This is a genomic window from Caulobacter sp. GW821-FHT11E10 (genome assembly GCF_058808375.1).
The window spans coordinates 202,854-216,596 of the sequence record NZ_JBXARP010000007.1 but is presented as its reverse complement, the minus strand read 5'-3'; the positions used below and the strand labels follow the sequence as shown (position 1 = coordinate 216,596).

17 protein-coding genes and 1 pseudogene are annotated in these 13,743 nt (G+C 68.7%); 8 read left to right on the top strand and 10 right to left on the bottom strand.

Annotated features, from left to right (window positions below):
* Window positions 1–80 precede the first annotated feature (80 nt).
* Genes AC1RRV_RS16550 through AC1RRV_RS16540 form a run of 3 tightly spaced genes read right to left on the bottom strand, consistent with a single transcriptional unit; the run spans window position 81 to window position 3,042 of the window.
* Window positions 81–449: a hypothetical protein gene (locus AC1RRV_RS16550; protein WP_492860745.1), complete on the bottom strand. Its 369-nt coding sequence runs from the start codon at window positions 447–449 to the stop codon at window positions 81–83.
* On the bottom strand, window positions 446–1,345 hold the full coding sequence (locus AC1RRV_RS16545) for a hydroxymethylglutaryl-CoA lyase (protein ID WP_492860744.1): 900 nt from the start codon (window positions 1,343–1,345) through the stop codon (window positions 446–448). The genes AC1RRV_RS16550 and AC1RRV_RS16545 overlap by 4 nt, the downstream gene beginning before the upstream one ends.
* A complete protein-coding gene (locus tag AC1RRV_RS16540; RefSeq protein WP_492860743.1) occupies window positions 1,342–3,042 on the bottom strand; it encodes an ArnT family glycosyltransferase in 1,701 nt (566 codons plus the stop codon). The genes AC1RRV_RS16545 and AC1RRV_RS16540 overlap by 4 nt, the downstream gene beginning before the upstream one ends.
* 56 nt (window positions 3,043–3,098) lie before the next feature.
* Here AC1RRV_RS16540 and AC1RRV_RS16535 point away from each other — a divergent pair, with 56 nt between their 5' ends.
* Both AC1RRV_RS16535 and AC1RRV_RS16530 read left to right on the top strand, forming a co-directional pair.
* Window positions 3,099–3,836, top strand: a complete 738-nt coding sequence (locus AC1RRV_RS16535) for a glycosyltransferase family 2 protein (protein ID WP_492860742.1) — start codon at window positions 3,099–3,101, stop codon at window positions 3,834–3,836.
* Between the two features lie 177 nt (window positions 3,837–4,013).
* Window positions 4,014–4,433, top strand: coding sequence for a hypothetical protein (locus AC1RRV_RS16530; protein WP_492860741.1), 420 nt, complete (start codon window positions 4,014–4,016; stop codon window positions 4,431–4,433).
* A gap of 123 nt (window positions 4,434–4,556) precedes the next feature.
* Here the strand turns inward: AC1RRV_RS16530 and AC1RRV_RS16525 are convergent, their stop codons facing one another.
* Window positions 4,557–5,015 (bottom strand): tRNA (cytidine(34)-2'-O)-methyltransferase, encoded by a 459-nt coding sequence (locus AC1RRV_RS16525; protein WP_492860851.1) that lies wholly within the window; start codon window positions 5,013–5,015, stop codon window positions 4,557–4,559.
* 204 nt (window positions 5,016–5,219) lie between these two features.
* On the opposite strand from AC1RRV_RS16525, the gene petA reads away from it, so the two are divergent.
* The 4 genes and pseudogenes from petA to AC1RRV_RS16505 form a co-directional block, all read left to right on the top strand.
* On the top strand, window positions 5,220–5,771 hold the full coding sequence (gene petA, locus AC1RRV_RS16520; RefSeq protein WP_492860740.1) for a ubiquinol-cytochrome c reductase iron-sulfur subunit: 552 nt from the start codon (window positions 5,220–5,222) through the stop codon (window positions 5,769–5,771).
* Window positions 5,772–5,776: 5 nt separating this feature from the next.
* Entirely contained in the window at window positions 5,777–7,063 is a 1,287-nt protein-coding gene (locus AC1RRV_RS16515; protein ID WP_492860739.1) for a cytochrome b, read from the top strand.
* A gap of 5 nt (window positions 7,064–7,068) precedes the next feature.
* A complete protein-coding gene (locus tag AC1RRV_RS16510; protein WP_492860738.1) occupies window positions 7,069–7,923 on the top strand; it encodes a cytochrome c1 in 855 nt (284 codons plus the stop codon).
* Between the two features lie 131 nt (window positions 7,924–8,054).
* A pseudogene (locus AC1RRV_RS16505) lies at window positions 8,055–8,153 on the top strand (hypothetical protein); the annotation flags it as partial.
* A gap of 23 nt (window positions 8,154–8,176) precedes the next feature.
* On the opposite strand, the gene AC1RRV_RS16500 reads toward AC1RRV_RS16505, so the two are convergent.
* Complete coding sequence (locus tag AC1RRV_RS16500; protein ID WP_492860737.1) at window positions 8,177–8,647, bottom strand: GNAT family N-acetyltransferase; 471 nt, start codon at window positions 8,645–8,647, stop codon at window positions 8,177–8,179.
* A gap of 157 nt (window positions 8,648–8,804) precedes the next feature.
* On the bottom strand, window positions 8,805–9,578 hold the full coding sequence (locus AC1RRV_RS16495) for a hypothetical protein (protein WP_492860736.1): 774 nt from the start codon (window positions 9,576–9,578) through the stop codon (window positions 8,805–8,807).
* 100 nt (window positions 9,579–9,678) lie between these two features.
* Here AC1RRV_RS16495 and AC1RRV_RS16490 point away from each other — a divergent pair, with 100 nt between their 5' ends.
* Both AC1RRV_RS16490 and AC1RRV_RS16485 read left to right on the top strand, forming a co-directional pair.
* A complete protein-coding gene (locus tag AC1RRV_RS16490; RefSeq protein ID WP_492860735.1) occupies window positions 9,679–10,386 on the top strand; it encodes a TMEM175 family protein in 708 nt (235 codons plus the stop codon).
* A 54-nt stretch (window positions 10,387–10,440) separates the two neighbouring features.
* Complete coding sequence (locus AC1RRV_RS16485; RefSeq protein WP_492860734.1) at window positions 10,441–11,022, top strand: DUF1579 domain-containing protein; 582 nt, start codon at window positions 10,441–10,443, stop codon at window positions 11,020–11,022.
* Between the two features lie 3 nt (window positions 11,023–11,025).
* Here AC1RRV_RS16485 and AC1RRV_RS16480 read toward each other — a convergent pair whose 3' ends face one another.
* The 4 genes from AC1RRV_RS16480 to AC1RRV_RS16465 all read right to left on the bottom strand — a co-directional run bounded on the left by AC1RRV_RS16480 (window position 11,026) and on the right by AC1RRV_RS16465 (window position 13,719).
* Window positions 11,026–11,547 carry a SixA phosphatase family protein gene (locus AC1RRV_RS16480; RefSeq protein ID WP_492860733.1) on the bottom strand — a complete coding sequence of 174 codons (522 nt, stop codon included), beginning with the start codon at window positions 11,545–11,547 and terminating at the stop codon, window positions 11,026–11,028.
* 31 nt (window positions 11,548–11,578) lie between these two features.
* Entirely contained in the window at window positions 11,579–12,271 is a 693-nt protein-coding gene (locus AC1RRV_RS16475) for a dienelactone hydrolase family protein (RefSeq protein WP_492860732.1), read from the bottom strand.
* 7 nt (window positions 12,272–12,278) lie between these two features.
* The gene (locus AC1RRV_RS16470) at window positions 12,279–12,968 is read right to left on the bottom strand and encodes a hypothetical protein (protein WP_492860731.1); all 690 of its coding nucleotides are present in this window, start codon (window positions 12,966–12,968) and stop codon (window positions 12,279–12,281) included.
* Window positions 12,969–13,044: 76 nt separating this feature from the next.
* Entirely contained in the window at window positions 13,045–13,719 is a 675-nt protein-coding gene (locus tag AC1RRV_RS16465; RefSeq protein ID WP_492860730.1) for a dienelactone hydrolase family protein, read from the bottom strand.
* Window positions 13,720–13,743 lie beyond the last annotated feature (24 nt).

Genomic DNA, 13,743 nt, shown 5'->3' with positions numbered 1-13,743 from the left:
TGAGTGGTTTCACCGCTGGCCGGAAAAGCCCGCGTTCGTTTGCTGGATCCCGGCCTTCGCCGGGATGACCGCCTACGCGGTCACATCGGCCCGATCGTCTCGAACCTCACTCCGTCCGGGCCCTCGATCGAGGTCGGGGCCTTCAGGCTCTTGGCCGGCAGCATCGCGCGGTAGCGCTCGTACATCGCTTTCACGTCGCGGCCGGACTTCGCCGTCAGGCACTGGTCGAATTCGCCTTCGCGGCCCCAGGGCTTGCGTTCCGAGCGGGCGATTTCGCGGTCGGCCTTCACGGCCACGGCGACCTTGTCGGCGAGCTCGCGGTCGATACCCATGCCGTAGCTGCCGAACTTGATCGTCACGTCACAGCGCGGCGCGGCGGCTTCGGTGACGGGCGCGGCGGCGCAGGCGGCCAAGGTCAGGGGCAGCAGGACGGCGGCGAAACGCTTCATGCGGGGAAACCTCCGGCGCGGGCCAGGGACGAGGCGGGGGCCTTGCCCAGCTTGGCGCTGATCTCGCGGCCGATCTCGATCAGCGCCGCCAGGTCGTAACCGGTCTCGAAGCCGGCCCGTTCCAGCATGTAGACCAGATCCTCGGTGCCGATATTGCCCGTGGCGTTCGGCGCGAACGGACAGCCGCCCAGGCCGCCGACCGAGGCGTCCAGCACGTCGACCCCGGCCTCGACGCTGGCATAGGCGTTGGCCAGGCCCGTGTTGCGGGTGTCGTGGAAGTGCATGCGCAGGCGGGCGTCGGGCGCGGCGGCGCGGACGGCCTCGAGGCGCTTGCGGACGGTCCAGGGATCGGCCACGCCGATGGTGTCGGCGATGGCGATTTCGGGCACGCCCAGGGCGGCGGCCTCGCGCACGATGGCGACGACCTGGTCCTCGGACACCTCCCCGTCGAACGGGCAGCCGAAGGCCACCGAGATCGTGGCGGTGATCGGCGGACCGCCCTCGACCGCCTGGCGCTCGGCGATGGCGGCCAGGGTGTCGATCTGCTGGCCGACCGTGGCGCCCTGGTTGGCGACCCCGAACCCGTCCGAGGCGCAGACCACGACATTGGCCTCGTCGCACTGGGCCGCGACGCAGCGCTCCCAGCCACGCATGTTCAGCACCAGGCCGATCCGCGAGTGGACGAGGTCCGGAGGCAAGGCGGCCATGATCTCCTCGGCGCCCGCCATCTGCGGCACGCGGTTGGGGTTCACGAACGACACCACCTCTGTGCGCCGGGCGCCGGCGGCTTCCAGCTTGCGGATCAGGTCGAGCTTGTCGTCGACCGACAGCGAGGTCTTTTCGTTCTGCAGGCCGTCGCGCGGACCGACCTCGACGATCTGGATGAAGCGGCTCATCGCGGGAGCTCCTGGGGTTCGACGGCTTCCGGCGCGGGGACCTGCGGCTCGCCGCGATAGACGGTCAGGCGCTCCTCGTCGCCGTCGGAATAGTTCAGGCCCTGGATCACCGCGACGGGGCGCGGCGTCAGGCCCAGGCTCTTCAGCGCGGCGCGGAAGGGTTTCTCCTCGCGCCCCTCGACCACGGCCGGGCGGCCCTCGGCGATCGCATCGGCGGCGCCTTCGCCGTCGGTCAGTTCGGTCGTGGTGCCCAGCTGGAAGATCAGGCTGGGCTCGGAATAGCCGGTCAGGGCCACCGGGCCGGCGGCGCCCGAGCGGGGCGAGAGCCGGGTGCGGTCCAGGGCGTCGGCGACGTCCTTGGACAGGAACAACGGCTCCAGGCGCGGGATCAGGCCGGCCGTCAGGGCGATGTGGGCGCCGATCCCCAGCACCCCGGCGGTGACCAGGGCGCGGGCCGAGTGGTGACGCAGCAGCAGCACGGCCCCGGCGATCCCGGCGCCCAGCGCCAGGGCGCCGGCCAGCAGGGCCCAGGCCAGGTCTCCGCCGGTCCCGAACTCTTTCTGACCATAGGCGGCGACGGCGGCCAGCAGCAGGCCGGCGAAGATGGAGAGGCCCGCGCCCAGCCAACGCGCCGCCCTGTTCAGCGGCTCGCGCACGGCGGCGGCCATCAGCATCGCCAGGGCGCCATAGGCCGGCAGTTCGTAGTGGGCCAGCTTGGTGGGCAGCAGCTCGAACATCAGCCAGGTCGGGACCAGCCAGCAGACGGCGAACCGCACGCCGGGCTCGTTCCGCTTGGTCCAGCCGACCACCAGGGCGGCGGGCAACAGCAGGGTGGTCGGGAACGCCAGGACCGGGGCCAGCAGGGTGTGATAGCCGAACGGACCGGAGTGGCCTTCCTGGCCGCCGGCCAGCTTCGGCGCCAGGTCCGCGCCGACCGCCGCGCCCCAGAAGGCGCCGTCGGTGGCCACGGTGATCATCATCGCCCAGGGCAGGACGACGGCGGCGAACAGGATCAGGCCCCAGGTCCACCCCAGGTCCTTCATCCAGGCCGCCTTGCGGTCCCAGATCGCCAGGGCGACCAGGGCCAGGATCGCCACCAGCAGGCCGACGGGGCCCTTGATCAGGGCGGCGACCGACAGGCCGAGCCAGAAGAGCAGCTTGGTCGACTTGCTGGAGGTCTCGCCCTTCAGGTGGGCGGCGTAGATGCGCGCCAGGGCCGCCATGGCCAGGGTGGTGCTGCCGCACAGGGCCGCGTCGGTCTTGGCGATGAAGGCCTCGGACGACAGCAGGAAGGTCGAGCCCAGGATCGATCCGGCCAGCAGGCCGGTGCGCGGGTCCAGCAGGGCCGCCGCGCCCCAGGCGCAGGCCGCCGCCGCCAGCATCGCGCCCAGCAGGGACGGGATGCGATAAGCCCAGATCCGCCGGTCCTCGGCGTCGGAGAACGCCTTGACGCTGACGGACTGCAGCCAGTGGATGCCGACAGGCTTCTTGAAGCGCGGCTGGTCCTGGAACTTGATCACCACATAGTCGCCCGTCTCCAGCATCTGGGACGTGGCCTGGGCGAAGCGGGACTCGTCGCGGTCCAGCGGCGGCATGGCGAACAGGCCGGGCAGACCGGCGATCAGGGCAACCAGCGCGGCGAACAGGGGGCCGCGCCACCCCCGGCTCCAGTCATCCAGGCGAGATTCAAGCGTCATGCGGCATGGAATAGCACGATCCTTTCGTGTGGGAATTTTTCCGCTATTAGAGGGCGATGAACGCCAACAGCGCCGCCGCCCCCGATTTCTCCGTCGTCGTGCCCGTCTTCGACGAGGGCGGCGCCGCCCCGAGCCTGGCGCGCGAGATCGCGACCGCCTTCGCCGGCGAGAACTACGAGATGATCTTCGTCGACGACGCCAGCCGCGACGACACCAAGGCCCTGCTGGTCGCTCTGAAGGCCGAGATCCCGCAGCTACGCGTGCTGGGCCATCGCAAGAATTCGGGCCAGAGCCGCGCTGTGCGCAGCGGCATCCTCGCCGCCCGGGGCGCGATCATCGTCACCCTGGACGGCGACGGCCAGAACGATCCGGCCGACGCCCCGCGCCTTGCTCGGGCGCTCAAGGCGGGTCCTGAAAACCTGGCCCTGGTCGGCGGCGAGCGCGTCAAGCGCCAGGACAGCAACGCCAAGCGCTTCGCCTCCAAGTTCGGCAATGGCGTGCGCAAGCGCCTGCTGAAGGACACCGCCAACGACACCGGCTGCGGTCTGAAGGCCTTCCGGCGCGAGGCCTTTCTGCGCCTGCCGTACTTCGATCACATCCACCGCTACATCCCGGCCCTGATGCTGCGCGAGGGCTACGACGTGGCGTTCGAGGCGGTGAACCACCGGCACCGCGAGACCGGGGTGTCGAAGTACACGAACTTCGGCCGCCTGAAGGCCTCGGTCTCGGACCTGCTGGGCGTGATGTGGCTGCAGTCGCGGGCCCGCAATCCCCAAGGCGTGGACGAAGCCTGACCCGCGACGGGCGACCCGGCTTCACCGTCGGCGAAATTCCGGCTACCCCTTAACCAAGACGGCGGCTTGCATCCGCCGAGAGCGCTCGAACGCGCGCTCGATGTTTGGGCATAGAGCCTGTTTATCCGGTCTAGATGGGGCCATCTAAACCGGGCAGGCTCTAGAGGGGGAAGTTCGATGTTCGCCGCGGTTCCGCTGCTGGCCTTGCCGGTGCTGATCTACAACCTGATCGCCTTGACCCTGACGGGCGGCTTCAAGGCCGTGGACGCCAATGTCCGCCTGGGCAACCAGCTCTTCACCATCCACATGACCTCGCGGGCCGAATGGTCGGTCAGCATGGGCGACCTCTTGCTGGCGGCCTCGCTGGTGGTGCTGTTCGTCGAGCTGCTGAAGTCGACGACCAGCCGCAAGATCGCGATCATCAACCACTCGCTGTCGATGGTGCTGTTCATCGGCTGCCTGGTCGAGTTCCTGCTCTTTCCGGCCTTCGCGACCTCGACCTTCTTCCTGATCACCCTGATGGTGCTGCTGGACGTGCTTGCCGGCTTCATCGTGACCATCGTCGCCGCGCGGCGGGACGTGGATTTCGGGGACTGAGCTGGAAAATCCTCTCCCCAGGGGAGAGGTGTCGGCGCAGCCGACGGAGAGGGAAGGGGCAAGGTTCGCAAGACTTCCCCCTCCGGCGCTTCGCGCCACCTCCCCCGCTGGGGGGAGGATTTCTCAACCCGGAAAACCACCCGTCTGCCGCAGGGCCTCGCCCAGGGCCATGGCCGCCGTGGTGGCCAGGTTCATCGAGCGTGTTTCAGGGCGGATGGGGATGACGATCCGGCCCTCCGCCGCCGCGTGAACCTCGTCCGGCGCCCCCCGGCTCTCGTTGCCGAACAGCAGCGTATCGCCGGGCTCGAACGAAAACCTGTGGAAGGGCGTAGCGCCCTTGGTGGTGAACAGCAGCAGGCGGCCCTCGGCCCGTTCCGGCGCCTTAAGGAATGACTCCCAGCCGTCGTGGCGCTTCAGGTGCGCCAGAGGCCCGTAATCCAGGGCCGCGCGTTTCAAGCTCTTGTCGTCCAACGGAAAACTGCAGGGCTCGATGACGTCCAGGCCGACGTCGAAACAGGCGCAAAGCCGGATCGCGGCCCCGACGTTTTGGGGAATGCCTGGTTGAAAAAGTGCGATGCGCATAATAAGCGAACCAACCACAAGGGCAGCAGGGGCTTTGCCGCGAATCGAAAGGACTTGCGGACTCGGTCCGCGCGTCCGATACGACGATCCGACCGCTGCCTTGTGGCGGAGATCCGTTAGCGGGTCGAGCAAGATATGGCGTCGAATGACGCTTCTCCAAGCCGGTCGCTTCCGCGGCGCGGCGGAATCGAAGGGTGACTTAAGGTGGCCGACACCGCCGTGGGCGCAACGACCGAGCCGGAACACGGGAGCGATCCCTCCCGGCGCGACTTCATTCACATCGCCGCGATCGCGGCCGCCGCGGGCGGCGGCGCGACCCTGGTGTGGCCGTTCATCGACCAGATGAACCCGTCCGCCGACACGCGGGCCCTGGCTTCGACCGAGTTCGACCTGACCAAGGTGGCCGAAGGCCAGCAGGTCACGGTCAAGTGGCGCGGCAAGCCCCTGTTCGTGCGTAACCGGACCAAGGCCGAGATCGCCAAGGCCGTGGCCGACGACAACGCTTCGATGAAGGATCCGGCCACGGACGCCTCGCGCGTGAAGCCGGGCAAGTCCAACTGGCTGATCGTCGGCGGCAACTGCACCCACCTGGGTTGCGTCCCGACCTTCGGCGGCGGCGAGTACGGTGGCTGGTTCTGCCCGTGCCACGGCTCGGTCTACGACACCTCTGGCCGTATCCGTAAGGGCCCCGCGCCCACGAACCTGGTGGTTCCGGAGTACGCCTTCCTCACCGACACCAAGGTCAAGATCGGCTAAGCGAAATGAGCGGACATTCGACCTATCAACCCAAGACCGGTATCGAGCGCTGGCTCGACGCCCGTCTGCCGATCATCCGTCTGGGCTACGACTCGTTCGTCGACTATCCCACGCCGCGGAACCTGAACTACTGGTGGACCTTCGGCGGCATCCTGTCGCTGTGCCTGGCCTCGCAGTTGATCACCGGCATCATCCTGGTGATGCACTACACGCCGAGCGCCGAGCACGCCTTCGCCTCCGTCGAGCACATCATGCGCGACGTGAACTACGGCTGGCTGATCCGCTACATGCACGCCAACGGCGCGTCGATGTTCTTCATCGCCGTCTACATCCACATGCTGCGCGGCCTCTACTACGGCTCCTACAAGGCGCCGCGTGAAGTGCTGTGGCTGCTGGGCTGCGTGATCTACCTGCTAATGATGGCGACCGCCTTCATGGGCTACGTCCTGCCCTGGGGCCAGATGTCGTTCCACGGCGCCGTCGTGATCACCAACCTGTTCGGCGCCCTGCCGCTGGTCGGCGAGAGCATCACCACCTGGCTGTGGGGCGGCTTCGCGGTCGACAACCCGACCCTGAACCGCTTCTTCTCGCTGCACTACCTGCTGCCCTTCATGATCGCGGGTCTCGTGATCCTGCACATCTGGGCCCTGCACGTGGTCGGCCAGAACAACCCGACCGGCGTCGATCCGAAGTCGAAGGCCGACACCGTCGCCTTCACGCCGTACGCCACGGTGAAGGACGGCTTCGCGATGAGCGTCTTCCTGATCCTCTTCGCCTTCTTCGTCTTCTACATGCCCAACGCCCTGGGCCACGCCGACAACTACGTCGAGGCCAACCCGCTGGTGACGCCGTCGCACATCGTTCCGGAATGGTACTTCCTGCCGTTCTACGCGATCCTGCGCGCCGTGCCGGACAAGCTGATGGGCGTGCTGGCCATGTTCGGCGCCATCGCCTGCTTGTTCGCCCTGCCTTGGCTGGACACCTCGAAGGTGCGCTCGATGCGCTACCGCCCGACCGCGAAGATCTACTTCGTGTTCTTCCTGGTGGCCTGCATCATCCTGGGCTTCTGCGGCGCCAAGCTGCCCGACGATCCGGTGATCCCGCACCTGACCACGTTCCAGCTGGGCGGTTCGGACCTGAACAGCTTCGTGTGGCTCAGCCGCGCCGCCTCGCTCTACTACTTCGCTTTCTTCCTGGTCGTGCTGCCGGTCCTGGGTCTGGTCGAAAAGACCCTGCCCGTGCCGGACTCGATCGCTTCGCCGGCCCTCTCGGCCGACGCTCATAAGGGTTGATCCCGATGCTCCGCAAACTCTCGGTTATCGCGGCGGCGGCGGGTCTCCTGGTCGTCGGCCTGGCCGGCCCGGCTCTCGCCAACGGCGGGGCCCTGCCGGCCAAGGAAGTGCACTGGTCGTTCGAAGGCCCGTTCGGCAAGTTCGACCAGGCCCAGCTGCAGCGCGGCTACAAGGTCTATCGCGAAGTCTGCGCGGCCTGCCACTCGATGAAGCTGGTCGCCTTCCGGAACCTCGGCGACAAGGGTGGTCCGTTCTTCAACGAGAAGTACCCGAACTCGAACGACAACCCGTGGGTCAAGGCGATCGCCAAGGACTACGAGGTCAACGACATCGACGGTGAGACCGGCGACGCCATCAAGCGCCCGGCCACCAGCGCCGACCGCTTCCCGGCGCCGTTCGCCAACGAAGCCGCGGCCCGCGCCTCGAACGGCGGCGCCCTGCCGCCGGACATGTCGCTGCTGGCCAAGGCCCGCGAAGAAGGCCCGGCTCACATCTATTCGGTGGTGACCGGCTATGTGGCGGCTCCGGCGGGCCTGAAGGTTCCGACGGGCGGTCACTACAACCAGTACTTCCCCGGCGACCTGTCGTCGGCCTGGTCGGGCGATCACAAGCACGTCCCGCCGGGCGGCTTCATCGCCATGGCTCCGCCGCTGAAGGATGGCCTGGTCACCTTCGACGACGGCACCAAGTCGACCGTCGACCAGCAGGCCAAGGACGTCTCGGCGTTCCTGATGTGGGCCGCCGAGCCCAAGCTGGAAGAGCGCAAGCAGACCGGCTTCGCCGTTCTGATCTACCTGCTGCTCCTCTCGGGCCTGCTGTACGCCAGCTACAAGACCGTCTGGAAGAACGAGTCGCACTGAGCCTGCCTAAGCAGGCTCAGCCCAAAAGGTGGAGCGCGTTAGCGCGCTCCGGGCGGCGATCTTCCAGCGCTGAACATGGAAGGGCCCGGTGGAAACACCGGGCCCTTTTTCTTGAGCGCCAAACCCCTCGTCATCGCGGCCGAAGCGAAGCGTAGAGCCGGGACCCAGGGGCAACAGCGGTGCGCCGGCTCCTGGGCCCCGGATCGGCCCTACGGGCCGTCCGGGATGACGAGGGTTATGGATGGTGGGCCAGCTACACCTCCAACCGCCAGCAGATCAGCGGCCCGTCCTCTCCGTCGACCCGCTCGCCCACGGCCCGGAAACCGTTGCGGCTCAGCACCGCCTGCGAGGCGGGGTTGTCGATCGAGGTCTCCGCCGTCAGGGCCAGCACGCGGTCGTCCGCCCGAGCCCAGGCGGCCAGTTCAGCGACGGCCCGAGTGGCGACGCCCTTGCCCCGCCGAGTGGGCGCGACGCCGTAGCCGATCCGCAGGGAGCGGTCGGTCAGGTCCAGCGTGTCGACGGGCGAGATCAGGCCGACGATCTCGCCGTCCTCCACCATCATCCAGGCGGACGGGCTGAAGGTCTCGCGGATGCGGTCGGCGAGTTCGGCCAGCATGGCCAGCACCTCCGGGGGCGCTAACGGACTGTCGCACAGGCGATAGGGATCAGGCGCCTCGCCGCGCAGCAGGGCGGCGAAGTGTTCGGTCTTGGCTTCGATGAGCATCAAAAGTCTCGGCTTTGGAAAAGCGCGCTGGGATCAGTGCGATGGGCCGAGCGGCGGCGTCAGGCGCGTGGGCTCGCGTCGCCGCTGCGGCGGCTGTGCGTGATGGCGACGACGATCAAAGGCGCTCTCCTGCGTCTGAGTTTTCAGCCTTACGGCCTCACGGCGCGACCGACAAGGTTCGGGCGTCGGCGGCGAGGCGCAGGCGGTGGCGGGCCCAGAGACCGGTGCCCAGGGTTCCGGCCACGCCCTCGGGCAGGTCCTCGGCCAAGGCGGCGGGAACGTTTTCGGCCAGGACCCCGCCGATCGACAGCGCGCGCAACCGGGCCGGCGCCTTGTGGCGCGCGTTCGGATCCAGCTTGCCGCTGGCCGCCGCGCCCCGCGTCGACAGGCGCGCCATGGCCAGGGAGGCGGTATCGATCGCGAAGGCGCCGCGCAGGGCCGTGGGGCCGTCGCTGACGGCCGCGGCGATGGTCGGCAGGCCATCGACCACCTCGACCGGCAACACGACCTGCCGGCGGGCGCGCCAGGGCTGGTCGATGCGCACCCGGCAGTGGGCGAAGTCGATCTCGACGCTGTGGCCGGCCAGGACGTCCATGCCAATGACGCCGGCGATTGGGGTGACGAAGCCCGCGCCCCGCGCGTCGAGGTCGGCGACCTTGACTGACACGGCCGGCGCCTTCAGGCCGGCGATCTCGACCGGCAGGATCAGCTCCGGCTCGGTGATGCCGGCCATCTGGGCCTTGGTCTCGTGCAGCAGGGTGCGCGGCGCCGAGAGGTCGACGACATAGTCGCCGGCCATGTCGGCGATCACGGCCGGGACGATGACCGCGCCGTTCTCGAACCAGCACTTGGCTTCGCCGGCCCGCGCGGCGCCGGCGAGGGCCAGGGGCAGGACGAGACTCAGGGCCAGGACTGGGACGCAACGACGCATGGCGAAATCCTAGCTCAGCCGTGACGGTTGCGCGACGCCTCTCGACAAACGCCGTTACGCGTCCCCATCCTGCCGACCTATCGGGGCAGGAGGGGCGACGATGTCGGACGGGCATGATCCGGAGCACGAGGCGAGCCGGCGGCTGGATGCGTTCGTCGACGCGGCCTTCGCCTTTTCGGTCACCTTGCTGATCATCGCCAGCGCCGAGCAGACGGCCAGTATCGCCGACCTGTGGCGCGCCTTGGGCCGGATCCCGGCCTCGCTGGGGGCCTTCACCCTGGTCGTCATGTTCTGGATGGCCTATCGCGAGTTCGGCCGGCTGGTGCCGCGCCGCGACACGCTGTCGACCCTCAACGCCCTGGCCATCGTCTTCACGGTGCTGATCTACGTCTTCCCGCTGCGGATGCTGATCGAGTCCGGCTTCGTCTGGCTCTCGCGCGGCCTCCTGGGCGGGACCGAGATCATCCGCACGCTCGGGGATCTGCGCGATCTCTTCCGCATCTACGGCGTCGGCTTCGCGATCCTGGCGGGGCTGTTCGCGGCGCTCTATCTGCGACCGCTGCGGCGACCCGAGGCGTTCGGTGTCACGGCCGAGAACCAGCTCCCGATCCGCATCAGTTTCGAGGTCTGGACCATCTCGGCCGTCGCCGGCGTGGTCTCGGCGGGCCTGACCTTCGGGCCGATGGCCAAGGCGCCGTGGTTGCCGGGCTTCGCCTATTGGCTGATCCCCCTGGCCATCTGGCTGCGCGAGCCGGTGCGCCGCCTGCTCACGCGCAGGCCTCAGGTTGACGAAAAGAACTTTGCATAACAAAGTATAGGCGACATCCGGGACGCCATGCGGCGTTCCCAGGGGAGGATCGCCATGACCCGCAAGCTACTCGTCTCCATCGCCACGGCCGCCGTCGTCGTCTTTTCGGCCGGCGCGGCCTTGGCCCAGATGCCGCCGGACCCCGCGCCGCGCATCGCCGCCCAGGCCGAGGCGATGAAGAAGCTGGCGGTCATGGACGGCGTCTGGCGCGGTCCGGCCTGGACCTTGACCCCGAGCGGCAAGCACGAGCTGACCCAGACCGAGCGCATCGGCCCGTTGCTGGGCGGCTCGATCAAGGTGGTCGAGGGGCGCGGTTACAACGCCGACGGCTCGACCGGCTTCAACGCCTTCGGGGTGATCTCGTTCGAGCCCGCGACTGGCGTCTATGCCTTCCACTCCTACGCCATGGGCCAGGCGGGCGACTTCAAGCTGACGCCGACGGCCGACGGTTACATCTGGGAGATCCCGGCCGGGCCGATGACCATCCGCTACACCGCCGTGATCAAGGACGGCGCCTGGCGCGAGATCGGCGAGCGGGTGATGGACGGCCGCCCGCCGGTGCAGTTCTTCGAGATGAACCTCAAGCGGGTCGGCGACAGCGCCTGGCCGACGGCGGGCGCCATCTCGCCGAAATAGGGACTACGGGCAGGCCTGGGTCGGGGCGCCGTAGCGGGCGTGGATCGCCTTGGGCGCCGCGCCGCCCAGCTGGATGACCGTCATGTGGTCGTACTCGCAGTCGGTCAGGGTCTCGGGCGCGGTGTCGCCCAGGGCCCGGGCGATGTCGGTATAGGTGTTGCTGTGGCCGACGATCAGCACCGTGGCGTCCTTGGGGGCCTTGCGGGCCTCGTCGGCGACGCGCTGGGCGTGGGCGGCCACGCCGCCGTCGAGAGCGACCGGCAGGATCTTGAGCCCGGCCGCGTCGGCGGTGGGCTGACCGGTCTGCTGGGTGCGCTTGAGCGGGGTGGCCAGCACCACGCTGACCTTGGCGCCGGACAGGCTGGCGGCCAGGGCCTTGGCGCGCGCCTGGCCAAGCTCTGACAGGTCAGGGTCGCCGTTGGGCGAGACCTTCTCGCCGTGGCGGACGATGACGACGGTCTGGGCCAAGGCCGGGGTCGCGGCGAGCAGCAGGGACAGGGTGAGGGCGGTCAGTGAACGGATCATGCGGGGAGCCTATGCGGCCCGCCGCTCACGCTCAAGCCTCGGCCTTGGTTCCGCCCGAGCGCTGGAACAGCTGCAGGGTCCGTAGCAGCGACAGGCGGGCGCTGTCGGCATGGTGGCCGCTGGGCGCCACGAAGGCGTGCCCTGCATCGTAGAGATAGATCGGCAGGTCCGGATGGGCGTCGCGGATCGCGTCGACGTCGGTCATCGGGATCATGGCGTCGGTCTTGCCGAAATGCAGGATGGTCGGGACCTTCGGCGTCTCGTCGCGATAGGCCACGATGTCGCCGCCGTAGAAGGCCGCCACGGCTTGCAGGCGCTCGCAGCGACAGGCCGCCAGCCAGGCCGTGGTGCCGCCGTAGCAGAAGCCCATGGCGAACACCGGCCCCTCCATCGCGTCGATGGCCGCCTGGACGCGGGGCAGGGTGGAGACGCCCCAGCCGGTCAGCTTGCCCATGGCCATGCGGTCGTCGAGGATCGCCGGCTCAGTATCCTGGATGGGGAACGCGGCGTCGGCCGCGTCCATCAGGCTGGGCGCGATGACCTCATAGCCCTGCTCGGCCAGGGTGTCGGACAGCTGGCGGATGTGGGGCGTGACGCCCCAGATCGCGTGCAGCATGACGATACCCCCGCGCCGGGCTTCCCGGGCGGGGGCGTGGTAGGCGGCGAACGGAGCGCCCCCGCGTGCGGCGAGGGCGATCCGCTGACCTTGAAAACCGTCGGTCACGTGGACCTTACGACTTCTTGGCCAAGGTGCAGGGCAAGCGGCTGTTGGGGTCGGTCGAGCAGGCGGCCGCCAGCAGGCGGGCGGTCGACTTGGGCTGCGGCTTGTCGATGACGAAGCCAGCGCCTTCCTTGCAGGCGACCTCGTAGCGGCCGATCGGCGGATTGCCGCCGCCGCCCAAATAGGTGGCGTCGGACACGGTGCACTTGGCGCCGATCTTCTTCACCAGAGCCTGGGGACCGGCCATGTTGCCGACATTGGCGCGCAGCCGGCAGGTGGCCATGGTGCCCTTGCCCAGCCCCTTGGGCGCGGCCTTGGCTGAGGCCTGGATGGCGATGCAGTCGTAGGCGGTGATGCCTTCGGACGTTCTGGTGACCATCCAACCGAAGTCGTCGCGGCAGGCCACCTCGTAGGTGGAGCCCTTTTTCGAGTCGCTGACGATGGCCGCGTCCTTGGTGTCACAGGTCACACCGGCCTCGGCCAGCAGATTGCCGGCCTTTGTGACGACCAGCGGGTTGCCGGACTCGCGGAAGCCCTGGCCGCTGGATTCGGCATTCAAGATGCGCTGGCCGAAGTTGGGATCGACCATCGCCGGCGTTTCGCTGAGCGCGGCGCCGGCCTTCTGCAAGCTGGTCTGGGCCGTCGCAGCGCCGGCCGCGAGCGCGCAGGTCAGCGCGAGGGCCATAAATACGGGTTTCATCGGAAACTCCCCTCTCTCCATGCTCGCGAGAGTACAACCTCAGGCGATGGTGTCGAGCGGTCCGCGTCGAACCGGGTCAGATCCGAGACAAGAACAGCGCCAGGGTGCGTTCCCGAGCCAGTTCGGCGTCGGCGGGGTCAGAATCTGGTCGGCCGTCATTGTTGAAGCCGTGGCCGCTCGCTTCGTAGATGTGGACCGGCGTCTCGGGATGGGCGGCCGCGATGGCGGCCTTCACGTCGTCCGCGGGGATATGCTGGTCCTTGCGGCCCAGATGGACGATGACCGGGCAGGACAGCTTGAACTTGGCCATGCCCGCGACCTGGCCGCCATAGTAGCTGGAAGCCGCCGACAGGCCCTCGCAACGCGACGCCGCCAGCCAGGCCATGGTCCCGCCATAGCAGTAGCCGACCACGAACACTGGGCCGCGCGCCCGCAGGAAGTCGATGCAGGCCTGGACATCGCCCATGGCGTTGTCGGGGCCGTTGGCCACGGCCAACTCGCGGCCGCGCGCGAAGCCAGCCTCGTCGTGCAGGGCGGTGAAGCTCTTCTGGCCGCGATCGAACATCGACGGGGCCACCACCTCGAAGCCGCGCGCGGCCCAGCGGGCCACGTCCTCGTGGACATACCGGTCCAGGCCGAAGATCTCCTGGATCACGATCACGCCGCCCTTGCGCGCGCCATCCGGCTGAGCGTGCAATGCTTCGAACGCGAAGCCGTCGTGGGCGGCGGTCAGGGTGATCGTATCGGCCATGCAGGGGGCTCCCCAACGAGAAAC

Coding starts and splice junctions, on each gene's coding strand:
- AC1RRV_RS16550 (WP_492860745.1), bottom strand. CDS start 449: ATGAAGCGTTTCGCCGCCGTCCTGCTGCCCCTGACCTTGGCCGCCTGC.
- AC1RRV_RS16545 (WP_492860744.1), bottom strand. CDS start 1,345: ATGAGCCGCTTCATCCAGATCGTCGAGGTCGGTCCGCGCGACGGCCTG.
- AC1RRV_RS16540 (WP_492860743.1), bottom strand. CDS start 3,042: ATGACGCTTGAATCTCGCCTGGATGACTGGAGCCGGGGGTGGCGCGGC.
- AC1RRV_RS16535 (WP_492860742.1), top strand. CDS start 3,099: ATGAACGCCAACAGCGCCGCCGCCCCCGATTTCTCCGTCGTCGTGCCC.
- AC1RRV_RS16530 (WP_492860741.1), top strand. CDS start 4,014: ATGTTCGCCGCGGTTCCGCTGCTGGCCTTGCCGGTGCTGATCTACAAC.
- AC1RRV_RS16525 (WP_492860851.1), bottom strand. CDS start 5,015: ATGCGCATCGCACTTTTTCAACCAGGCATTCCCCAAAACGTCGGGGCC.
- AC1RRV_RS16515 (WP_492860739.1), top strand. CDS start 5,777: ATGAGCGGACATTCGACCTATCAACCCAAGACCGGTATCGAGCGCTGG.
- AC1RRV_RS16510 (WP_492860738.1), top strand. CDS start 7,069: ATGCTCCGCAAACTCTCGGTTATCGCGGCGGCGGCGGGTCTCCTGGTC.
- AC1RRV_RS16500 (WP_492860737.1), bottom strand. CDS start 8,647: ATGCTCATCGAAGCCAAGACCGAACACTTCGCCGCCCTGCTGCGCGGC.
- AC1RRV_RS16495 (WP_492860736.1), bottom strand. CDS start 9,578: ATGCGTCGTTGCGTCCCAGTCCTGGCCCTGAGTCTCGTCCTGCCCCTG.
- AC1RRV_RS16490 (WP_492860735.1), top strand. CDS start 9,679: ATGTCGGACGGGCATGATCCGGAGCACGAGGCGAGCCGGCGGCTGGAT.
- AC1RRV_RS16485 (WP_492860734.1), top strand. CDS start 10,441: ATGACCCGCAAGCTACTCGTCTCCATCGCCACGGCCGCCGTCGTCGTC.
- AC1RRV_RS16480 (WP_492860733.1), bottom strand. CDS start 11,547: ATGATCCGTTCACTGACCGCCCTCACCCTGTCCCTGCTGCTCGCCGCG.
- AC1RRV_RS16470 (WP_492860731.1), bottom strand. CDS start 12,968: ATGAAACCCGTATTTATGGCCCTCGCGCTGACCTGCGCGCTCGCGGCC.
- AC1RRV_RS16465 (WP_492860730.1), bottom strand. CDS start 13,719: ATGGCCGATACGATCACCCTGACCGCCGCCCACGACGGCTTCGCGTTC.